10 protein-coding genes and 4 pseudogenes are annotated in these 9,500 nt (G+C 49.9%); 2 read left to right on the plus strand and 12 right to left on the minus strand.

All coding sequences use genetic code 11. From position 1 onward, the window contains the following. Window positions 1-49: 49 nt before the first annotated feature. The 4 genes and pseudogenes from E0L37_RS20135 to E0L37_RS20150 all read right to left on the minus strand — a co-directional run. Window positions 50-543, minus strand: a pseudogene (locus tag E0L37_RS20135) (transposase); the annotation flags it as partial. 517 nt (window positions 544-1,060) lie between these two features. After that, window positions 1,061-1,855, minus strand: coding sequence for an ImmA/IrrE family metallo-endopeptidase (locus E0L37_RS20140; RefSeq protein WP_133493434.1), 795 nt, complete (start codon window positions 1,853-1,855; stop codon window positions 1,061-1,063). After that, window positions 1,855-2,274 (minus strand): hypothetical protein, encoded by a 420-nt coding sequence (locus tag E0L37_RS20145; RefSeq protein WP_133493435.1) that lies wholly within the window; start codon window positions 2,272-2,274, stop codon window positions 1,855-1,857. Before E0L37_RS20145 ends, E0L37_RS20140 begins: the two co-directional genes overlap by 1 nt. Beyond that, window positions 2,271-2,849, minus strand: a complete 579-nt coding sequence (locus tag E0L37_RS20150) for a hypothetical protein (protein ID WP_133493436.1) — start codon at window positions 2,847-2,849, stop codon at window positions 2,271-2,273. Before E0L37_RS20150 ends, E0L37_RS20145 begins: the two co-directional genes overlap by 4 nt. Before the next feature lie 151 nt (window positions 2,850-3,000). On the opposite strand from E0L37_RS20150, the gene E0L37_RS20155 reads away from it, so the two are divergent. Next, window positions 3,001-3,273 (plus strand): DUF3892 domain-containing protein, encoded by a 273-nt coding sequence (locus tag E0L37_RS20155; protein WP_133493437.1) that lies wholly within the window; start codon window positions 3,001-3,003, stop codon window positions 3,271-3,273. A gap of 15 nt (window positions 3,274-3,288) precedes the next feature. Then, window positions 3,289-3,525, plus strand: a complete 237-nt coding sequence (locus E0L37_RS20160) for a DUF2188 domain-containing protein (RefSeq protein WP_133493438.1) — start codon at window positions 3,289-3,291, stop codon at window positions 3,523-3,525. A gap of 426 nt (window positions 3,526-3,951) precedes the next feature. Here the strand turns inward: E0L37_RS20160 and E0L37_RS20165 are convergent. The 8 genes and pseudogenes from E0L37_RS20165 to E0L37_RS21595 form a co-directional block, all read right to left on the minus strand. Next, a pseudogene (locus tag E0L37_RS20165) lies at window positions 3,952-4,356 on the minus strand (transposase); the annotation flags it as partial. A 132-nt stretch (window positions 4,357-4,488) separates the two neighbouring features. Next, window positions 4,489-5,151: a hypothetical protein gene (locus tag E0L37_RS20170; protein WP_133493439.1), complete on the minus strand. Its 663-nt coding sequence runs from the start codon at window positions 5,149-5,151 to the stop codon at window positions 4,489-4,491. An 81-nt stretch (window positions 5,152-5,232) separates the two neighbouring features. Next, window positions 5,233-6,033, minus strand: coding sequence for a hypothetical protein (locus tag E0L37_RS20175; protein WP_133493440.1), 801 nt, complete (start codon window positions 6,031-6,033; stop codon window positions 5,233-5,235). Between the two features lie 23 nt (window positions 6,034-6,056). After that, window positions 6,057-6,698 (minus strand): hypothetical protein, encoded by a 642-nt coding sequence (locus E0L37_RS20180; RefSeq protein WP_133493441.1) that lies wholly within the window; start codon window positions 6,696-6,698, stop codon window positions 6,057-6,059. 123 nt (window positions 6,699-6,821) lie between these two features. Beyond that, complete coding sequence (locus tag E0L37_RS20185; protein WP_133493442.1) at window positions 6,822-7,373, minus strand: hypothetical protein; 552 nt, start codon at window positions 7,371-7,373, stop codon at window positions 6,822-6,824. Window positions 7,374-7,437: 64 nt separating this feature from the next. Further along, complete coding sequence (locus E0L37_RS20190; protein ID WP_133493443.1) at window positions 7,438-8,313, minus strand: toll/interleukin-1 receptor domain-containing protein; 876 nt, start codon at window positions 8,311-8,313, stop codon at window positions 7,438-7,440. A gap of 674 nt (window positions 8,314-8,987) precedes the next feature. Beyond that, window positions 8,988-9,368 (minus strand): annotated as a pseudogene (locus tag E0L37_RS21890) (integrase); the annotation flags it as partial. A gap of 36 nt (window positions 9,369-9,404) precedes the next feature. After that, a pseudogene (locus E0L37_RS21595) lies at window positions 9,405-9,500 on the minus strand (IS3 family transposase); the annotation flags it as partial.

Here is a 9,500-nt window from a genome sequence, read left to right on the forward strand (position 1 = left end):
TTGTTCCGTAAGCGTCCGGCAGTCACATCTTGTTAGTGATGACCGGTTGTCAGTTGTGCGGCAGGAGTTCGCCAATGGGCATCGGCAGCCGGTTAAGCACGTCCTTCAGATGGGCGTAAGGATCGTGGCCGTTCAGCTTTGCCGATTGGACCAGGCTCATCACGCTGGCCGCTGTGTAGGAAACCGGCGAACAGCCAGTTATTGCGCCCCAGTCGCCCAGGGCCGGATCCGGTTTTCCACCTGGTTGTTGTCGATCGGCACCGCCCCATCATCCAGGTAGCGCATCTGCGCCGTCCAGCGTTTCAGGCTGTAATCCAATGCTCTGGCAGTACCCGAACCGCCCGGCACCTTCTGCCGTTGCAAGATCATCCATTGGTACAGGGCTTGGGCAATGGGCCGGGCTTGTTCGTCGCGTAGACGCTGTCGGTCTTGATCCGGGAAGTCCTTGAGTTCCCTTTCGATGCCGTTTCACGCCCGGATGGCCAACTTGCTCTTGCTGGCCGCATGTAGGTCGTGGAAATTGCGCCGCGCGTAGACCTGGCACTGATGGGCCTGCTTATCAGGCCATTCCTCGACGCGAGAGCCGTCTGAGCGAGCCACTTCAATGCGGATGTGGTCGTGTCGATCCCCGGGTCGGGGCCTTGTGAGCGACGCCGATGCTGAAGTGGGCGACACCGCCAAGGGCACTAAGACCGGCGATACCTCATTACAGGTTTGCTGCGCTTCCCGAATCCATCACTGGACCAGATTGGCGTTGAGTTGATTGTCCAGGGCAATCTGGGACGTGGACATGCCATGTGGCCACGATGTGGGCCTTGAACTCACGGGAAAAGTGACGGCGACGTTGGCGCTGGTTTTGGGGTTGAGGTACGCTTACTACGAAGCGTTCAGTGCGAATTGAAAAAATCGCACATCCGGATTCCCTACTCTCAGGGCAAGGCTGTAAAAGATAGTTCGATGTATGCCATCGTCCGGAATAGGAAAGAAGCCGCGCTCTTTCGAGCTATCTTTACCAGATATCCGTCTCTGATTCTCTAATCTAAGCCAACGGACCGGGTTGCTAGTTTTCGTCTAATTCTGACCTTATGAGGGCGGTTTCATCTTCCCACCAAACCAAAGAGAGAACGGAGCCTCTCCCAACTCGCACGGAATCCTCAACAACCACATAGTGTTCGACACCAGCATGATTGACCCATTCATCCGCATCCACAGTGGTGGGGCCTGGGGAAGCTATACTGGCATCCACTCGGAGGCTATGAGCTACTGAATTCCTGCCAATCAGTCTGTTAACGCGTATTGAAAGAGGTATGTCGGGATGCCTCCAGCTCCAACGGTATCCTCCGTTGTTCGAGCAGACAACAATTGCAGGAAAGCTACCCAGTTCAACCAAGCGTATCGCAGCTGCGGTCAAACTGACTCGAAATTGCCTTCCTAGGGCGGAGGCGTTGGCCATGGTGGCAGCCATGCCTCGAGCTGCTTCTTTGAAAAGGTAAGTAGGCATCAATAGCTCAACCGCAAACCGATTTGCGGCCGCTTCTCTGTCACCCTTATAGTCCTTAAGTTTAAACGGCGTCAGGTCCTTGGAGCGGCAACTGACGGAAACTTGCCCATGATCTTGAGCCCAATGCCCCAATTCGTGAGCGATTGAGAATCTCTGTCGCTCAATTGATGCATCTTGATCAACCGTGATGATAGCCTTGTTGCCCTTCCCTACGATTCGAGCAGCACAGCTGGTCAGCTCTCTGTACTTAACTCGTACGCCACAGAAGTACGCCATGACTTCTATATCAACGTCGTCAGGGCTCAGGATTCCCATCTCCTGCCAGAGCCTTTCTGGCGTAATATTTCGCCTCATCAGCTGTCACCTTCGCCGTTTAGCTCGGCGAGATCTTCCAATATACCGGCGATTTCTTCGTCGGATAAATCGGAGGGGTCATCCAACTCTCTGAAAGCCAGAGTTGCTGAATCTGACCAGCGATGCCCACCGGTCAGTATTAGGGTGAGCAACGAGCGCCGCTCTTCCGCCGTTCTTGGCAAGCTCGACTCTCTAATAATGAATTTCTCTTTATCCAACGCGTCTCTCGTAGCTTCATAAGGCGTAACGTTGACGTCGCCGACTGAATGCCGGATAAGATTTCTCACAATACTGCTTGTCTGGTCCGCATCCGCACCAAACTCCCGCATAATCATTTTATCTGACATTTCGGCAGTTTCATCTGACAGTGCATCCAAGACAGCATGCCAGCGTTCTAGATCGCTTCGAGCTCCCGTCATGGTGCGTTCTCCTCGGCAATTAACCTGCTGACGACACGGCGGAGTCTTTTTCGCGCAGAGTCGTACTGATTCTGAGACATGTGGAACTGGGATTGGGTTTCACTAGCTGTCAAGCCCTCGCCGAGGGCAAGTGCTAGCGCCTGTGCATGCGGGTCATTAGCGAGCTTGCTTGCGACCTTCTCAAGCATCTCATGCGCGTACACCTCATCGGCTGGATCAGAGTTTGTGCCGGCTTCTGTAGTGAAATCACCGGCATCCGGATTTCCAGACGGATCTACTTCAACAGTCACCTCATGTTGGCTAACAAGGACCGCGTGTTTGGCTTTGGATGAGACGATGCTGCCAAAGACCATCCGCATAAAAGTCGCTGTTTCAACGCCTCTTGGCCACCGTCTGACACCTGAGATCACTCGGTCGAGCCCTTCAGCTAGTAAATCGTCAGGGTCGCAATCTCGAAGCTTATGTGCCTGGAGCTCCGCTATGCGTCTTAGCCGTAGGAGGTCCGCTTTCAACAGACATGATAGCTTGGCGTTCACCTCGTTCGTGCTGAGATAGTCTTCCTCACTACGCGTCATCCCCCCCCTCCTAGACAGTTACTTCTCTCTAGTTTCCTGATTTGGACATGATGATGAGCGTCCAAATTTCCCTTCTCAGGAGAATACACCTCATAAGGGGCGGTTTCATCTTCCGCTCCTTTCCAAAATGACGTGTTTAGAGGTAAAAGGCATGGTAATTGAAAGAGCAGTATTTCAGACAGCGAAAGACAGAGATGGCGATATCACAGCATTGTGCAACTCCGGACAGTTTTGGTCGCCCCGACGGAAAGCGGATGCGATTAGGGACATTGAGGGTGGTGCGTATAAGTACTACGTTCCAATGAAGGACGGATCAAGAACACCGATTCGAGTGGTTGATGGCCCAAATGGGAAGTATCTTAGGTCCGATTGGGACAAAACCGAACGAAATAATCTTGATCATCTGCCTGATTGCACCTGCTAAAAAGGGGGCTGAGCAATGACGAAGAAACGGAATATCCACATCGTCCCACACAAAGATGGCTGGGCTTCCCGGCGTGAAGGCGGTTCCCGGGCATCAAGTGTTCATCGTACGCAGGCTGAGGCTATGCGGCAGGGGCGCGACATGGCCAAGAAAGATCGGGTGGAGTTGGTCACGCATGGCAGGGACGGTCGAATCCGGGATTCTGATAGTTACGGTAATGATCCGAATCCTCCGAGAGACAGAAAGCACTAATGGGTTACACAGCCAGGGACGGCTCTTGGAACATTGCGGATGACGTGGATGGAAGGCATCTATCCTGTAATAACGACGCTTGTAGAATCGAAGTAATGCTCCTGCAGTTGCGCCATGCTCTTATAAGGTCTCTGGAGATTTGACAGTCTCTGCCAAGAGAGCCTTTGCGACGTTAATGGCAGAACCGTTTGCTCCTCTGTTTTCGTCCTCCGACGGGATGGAGAAAATGGGAGGCGTTGACTGGTGGCCGCGCCACGTTCGGGTAGCCCTGTATGAACCGCTCTGGGGCACAAGCCGCGCATTAGACCTGTCCGCAAATGTGGATCTCCGTAAAGGCCACTGACGATCTAAACCCTGTTACGGACACCGAGCAGTGATGAAAACCGGACAATCTAAATTGATGGAATGCGGTCAAACCGCGCTGACGTTGACATGCCCAAGCGCCCAGATCCGGATTTGGTCTTCCGCCCAGTTGTTTGTCGATCGGCACCGCACCATTGTCCAGGTGGCGCGTCAGCACCGCCCAGAGTTTCAGGCTATGGTCCAACGCCTTGACCCGTCCGGGACTTTTTGCCGTCGCGCGATCATCCATTGGTGCAGGATGCCGGCTATGGGCTGGGCCTTTTCGTGTCAGTACCGCTGCCGGTCTTAGTCGGGCAGGTCCTTGAGGTCGCGTTCGATGCTATACAGCGCGTGGGCGGCCAGCTCACTCCTGTTGGCCAGGTGCAGCTCGTGGAACTTACGATGAGTGAGGGGCAGGCAGCCGATTTCAGTGATGCCCTCGCCGAAGCCCGCCTTGTAGCCAGCGTAATCGTTATACACCAGCTTGCCCGTTACCAAGACAAATTTCTACCATGGTGGTTTTGCCGTCTGTGTTCAGATGCTGATTTAATGGGCTTGTCTGGACTTTAACATCGTTTGCCATCTTGCAACCTCCCACCGGGGTTCCCTGTAACGCTGAAATCAGGTTCTGTGCTGAATTGGTCTGACGTAGTGATTGTGGAGCTCTGCGAAAAGGTGTGTGAGCATGGGAAGGTTGTTAACGCAATCCGTTGCTAACTCCTCTGTAGCCTGCCATGCCGAACCCGTGTGCATAAAGTCGTTCCGCACCTCAGACGCTATTATCATCAGCTCTGAAACCGCGACGAAACTACAGCCTTCGGTCGAGACTTCTTCTACCGCGACACGCCATTTTGAGCCGACGACGGACTTGAAAAGTTGCCCGAAACGTTGGTTGGCCAGCTTGTTGTCGCTGAGCAGCCGGTCGATTATTCCTTGTGGCAACTGTTGGGCCTCCATGTGTTCTTTAAGGAACTGAACCAGAAGAGCCTCCCGTAGAGCACAGAAGAATACGATTGTTCCAACAGCGCCCGTTTGCGGGCCATGAATTGGGCCGACAGGGGCATTTGAGTGATAGGCCTGATGAACGAGGTCGACTAGAATGTGGATAGTCACCGGGAAGTATAGGCGCCCGCTTTCACTAGGTAGCCCGCAAGACTTACACGCGTTACCGGGCCGCATACGCTGCATGTCGCGGTCCACCACTCCGCAATGCCCGCATAAGAACCAAGGGCATGCAAGCAGGCTCGCGTCTTGATCTTTGATTAATGCAAGAGAGGTTTCCATAGACTTTAATGCTTGCAGAATGCGTGTTGTTGGAATGGCTGTGAAGCCGTCATGGAAAAAGTATCTCCGTGCCTTCGATGATTAGGCATGTGTTCCCTCCAAGTGCATCGGGGTATTATTTAAAATAACGCTTCCTATATCCGGTCTTTCTTTCATCAATATTTTGGAAAATACACTTTGAAAAAAAGGAGCAACCCAGTATTGAGAATTCTCTGGTGGGGTCACGCCGCACTCAAGATGATCTAGGTAGTCACTAGATGTCATGTAGTACTGGCAGATAGTACAAATGTAAGACAAGTGAAGAATGAATATAGATCTTACATCTTCCGACAGCTCATCTAAAGAGCTAGCTCTGTCTTTCAAATAGATGTCCCTGTCGTTAAGAAGAACATTTTGAAAATAGTTGTAATGCGTGTGGTTGTTGCAGCGTTTCCTGATTTTTCTGTATGAATCGTCGATATATAGAAGGTCGTTTATTTCTTTAAGATCCCTGCTATTCCTTATGTACTGTGACATTATCCTGTATTCTGGGATTCGCTCCTTTCCATGCAGCCAGTTATTGACTTTTTCTACTATGTGGTTCTCGATATCTCGATGGTCCCTGAGATATAAATTTGAGTAGGCGTTTATAATGACTGAATCAAAATACTTCCTGATTAGGCTATAGCAATCATTGATTCTTCCTTTTTCAAGAAGAACCCTTATCGAATCAACCGTTCCCTGGATTGACGAGTACACGTAAGTATCCATACTTACGAAAGCCGTAATGCCTATGGCGGCGAAACTCATGACGGACATGGACAAGCTATGATAAAAATCAATATACTTATCCAGCTCGGAAAACACCTTATGCCCGCGATACTGTTCGTCACTCACCATCATATAAAAGCTACTCTTTCTTGAGCCTAACGCCAGTCGCAGCTTTTTAGGCCGCCCCCGTGACCTTTAAGAAATGCCTCTCTATCTTCTTCAGGAATCTGCTCAGCCAAAAACTTAACTCGATGCTGAAATAGTCTATTGAATTCGCGGCATAACCAGTAAAATGCGACAGTGTGACAATGCATGTCTTCATCTGTGACCTGAATATCATAGTACGTTCTTGGATGGGTGAGACGGTTCCGGGCGTCTTTTGCCTGAAGAAAATCTCGATAGCTTTCGCCTCCAGCATCAAGTTGGAATTCAGCTAGGCCCCAAGTCTTGGCCGCAAGCTTAAATGTAAGCTTGAGGTTGTCTTCTAGGGGCAGGAACTTCTGATCCCTGGGTCCAGGAGTAATAGAAAGGCCACCTAGAACGCCTAGCTCTTTCTGGGATAGACGATCTTTACCGCCCTCCAGTCTAAGAGTTGAGCGTATCTCTGACTTTATGATTTCCGCCGAAGCTTCTATAAGGGCAAATATTGCTCGAACGGTTGTCCGACGCAGGAACTGAGAATCTCTCCGTTCTTCCAGCACCTTATAAGCGCGCGTGACATCCGCTTGCAACTCCTCGAAGAGCTCGTAGGTTCGAACAAGGCCCTCTTTTTTGCTGATGTCTGGTTTGGTTGGCAAAGATTCCCTCTTTGGTTACTAAAACGCGGTTACAGCATCAAAGTGTAGCTGGCACTTTGATGACATCTACCACAAGAAATCTCAGCGAAACGGAGGTCGCACATGAGACGATTGTTAGCTGACTTAATTATTATTACGACGCTTAAACTCGTGCAGCTCCCATTGAGCAATACTTTTTCCTCGTTTCTTTGCTATGTTTTCCAAGGATATAACTGCAGATTTATACTCTTCAATGCAGTCACTTTTGATCCAATCATAGCTGAAAGATGGATCACATATCTTTGCTTTATCTCGGATTATACCATCAATCGGGCAATGAGGAGGCTCGCTAATCAAATTCGAACACCAAAGATACTTTAAATGCATATTAATTAGCTTTTGGGTAATACCAATTCTAAATCTATCTCCCTTTAAATATTTGCCTATCTTATCGGTAAGTTTTTTTGCTGTATTCTCAATGTGCTTAGCGTGATCCTCAGGAAACAATACAGGCGAGTACATGATCTCAATTTCGTCTAGCACTTCGCGAATAGCCTCCTTCGCAGGGGTTCGCTGATGCGACTTTATCGTTTCCTTATATACTGTAAATTCTTTATCTCTGGTTGATAGCGCAGCCTTTATAGTTAAAAGCCCGAGCTCGTAACTTATGAATCTATTTTTATGTTCAGACGGCACGAGAGCTCCTTTCAGATAACGCCACGCTCAGTGGCTTGTCCGCTGCAATGCATTGTTGTGCGATTTACATTCCATAGTATTTTGAACTAAATCCAACTGTAAGCGGCGCGCCATCATAAAGGCACGAGACACTAACCTTGATCTGTCTTCTGTGGTCATAGTAGGTGTGGCAATGAGTTTTCTTCCTCTTCAAATCAAGTTCCGGTAACCCAATGCTTAAAGAGCCAAGAACCGGTTCTGAATCAAATTCTTGATTTAGATTGTGTGGAGCAGTGGATTTCAGATCAATCTCTACATAGCTAATAAAATTTCCTTCAGCCTCGAGAAGCATCCTGCAATTATCATTCTCCACAATAATGTTGCCTACGGCGTTCGCTGTGGCCCCAACCTCGGTTTCAGCTTTATGGATAGGCATTCCCATATATTGAAATGGCCTATGAAAAGGCTTGGGCATTAAGGGTAAGCTTTTTAAAAAGGCTTTATCTAGCGCAGTGCCAAGATTGTTTGGGATTATTTCAGAATTCATGACGCTCTTATTGAAGACCAAACCGATACTGTTAATGAGCTTTCTGAATGAATCTTCGTACTGATCGTCGATCCGGAAATCGCCATACACTTTCCCAACAAGGAAGCCCGGTGGCTCACACTCTTTGAGCAAGATTGGAAGAATCTTTATAGGTTTTCCATTGATCTGATGATTCATGGCAACATCAAGCTCGTTGACAACCCAGGGTGCCTCAACAGAATTAGGAGACAGAATGACGGCAAAGAAATCTACAGAATCAATACCTTCTCGTATCTTCTGTATCAATGAGTCACCTATTTTCATTTCCGCTTCATCAAGCCAATAACGAACACCATGACTTTCCAAGTCTCTCGCAAGCGTTCTCACAAAACTCTTGTCTTCATGGTTGTGGCTTAAAAAAACGCTTATCGTCATCTATAATCTTCCTTTATTCATGTTGCAGGTATTAGGCCCTGTTCACGTACATTGAATAACGACGCGGGTGGCAAATTGCGGTGTCAACGTTTCTTCAAGCTGATCGAACGGACAGGCTATTAAAGAATAAAACGTGACCCGCGTCACAAGTCAACACTTATATCCGTCTGCTGTGAAAGTATAAGTAGGTAGTGGGAGACCACTAAGAGTGATGCCTTACTGGCGCGTACGGCCTCTTTGCTTTAAGCGCCGCGGTTGGTCCATTATCCGTTTCCCGCTCCATGAGGCTGTTGGGGGCGACGTAGGTCGCCAACGGTAATGATATGTTGCGACTTTTAGCATAGCGGGCCTTTAAATGAGTGTTTGAGGGGGGGGGTGATGGCGAGGCCTCGATGCCGTGATATTAAAGATGAAATTGGTATTGTGGATATCCAGTCTACTGAGCATCCGCAGGAATGATAGGCGGAGCGCCTTTGTTGGGAAGGAAGTCGGCACTCTGTGGATAGGTTGACTACATCCACCGACGCGAAGGCGGTGCTGGACCTGATGGATCGTCTTGAGTCGGCGTTTTGCGTGAACGGGATCTATGCGCACCGGCTGGCTAAGTGTCGATGTTTGGGCCTGGCTTCAGCGGTGACGGCGCGAGGTGTTTGGGGGCGCTTCTACTTTCGTGGTTAAACCAGAGCGGCTACTGCATTCGCCACGTTTCGATGCGCCTCTCGCCGCTCCTCAAAATAATCATACCGGTCATAAACGCTCTCAACCCCCTTCAACTTGTGATTCAAACACCGTTCCGCCACATGACTCGGCACACCTTCCGCAGCCGCGAGGCTGCGGAAGGTGCGTCGCAGGTCGTGGACGGTGAAGTGTTCGAGGTCGCCCATGTGGTTGGGGGGCTGTTTCTTGCGGCCAGGCTCCCGGCCAAATTGCTTTGATATCGCCCGATTGAGGGTGTCTGGTCCCATGTGTGGACGCTTACTGGTACGGCGTGCGGGGAAAACGTACGCAGATCCGTAGGCGGCGATTTGTAGGGTTTTCAGCCATTCAATGGCTTGGGTGGTGTAGTTGCCCCCGCTAAACCGGACACCACCTCATTCGTTTGATGCCAGTTCCGCCCGGTACTCCCAGGGTGATTTCATTTTCAGCCCCTTGTGCGGGTGGCTGCGATTATAGTCTTCGATCCATTC

Source organism: Alcanivorax sp. 24 (genome assembly GCF_004360225.1).
Classification (GTDB): domain Bacteria; phylum Pseudomonadota; class Gammaproteobacteria; order Pseudomonadales; family Alcanivoracaceae; genus Alloalcanivorax; species Alloalcanivorax xiamenensis.

Bases quoted from the DNA above. Each gene is read 5' to 3' on its own strand.
- E0L37_RS20140 (WP_133493434.1), bottom strand. From the start codon at position 1,855: ATGAGGCGAAATATTACGCCAGAAAGGCTCTGGCAGGAGATGGGAATC.
- E0L37_RS20145 (WP_133493435.1), bottom strand. From the start codon at position 2,274: ATGACGGGAGCTCGAAGCGATCTAGAACGCTGGCATGCTGTCTTGGAT.
- E0L37_RS20150 (WP_133493436.1), bottom strand. From the start codon at position 2,849: ATGACGCGTAGTGAGGAAGACTATCTCAGCACGAACGAGGTGAACGCC.
- E0L37_RS20155 (WP_133493437.1), top strand. From the start codon at position 3,001: ATGGTAATTGAAAGAGCAGTATTTCAGACAGCGAAAGACAGAGATGGC.
- E0L37_RS20160 (WP_133493438.1), top strand. From the start codon at position 3,289: ATGACGAAGAAACGGAATATCCACATCGTCCCACACAAAGATGGCTGG.
- E0L37_RS20170 (WP_133493439.1), bottom strand. From the start codon at position 5,151: ATGGAAACCTCTCTTGCATTAATCAAAGATCAAGACGCGAGCCTGCTT.
- E0L37_RS20175 (WP_133493440.1), bottom strand. From the start codon at position 6,033: ATGATGGTGAGTGACGAACAGTATCGCGGGCATAAGGTGTTTTCCGAG.
- E0L37_RS20190 (WP_133493443.1), bottom strand. From the start codon at position 8,313: ATGACGATAAGCGTTTTTTTAAGCCACAACCATGAAGACAAGAGTTTT.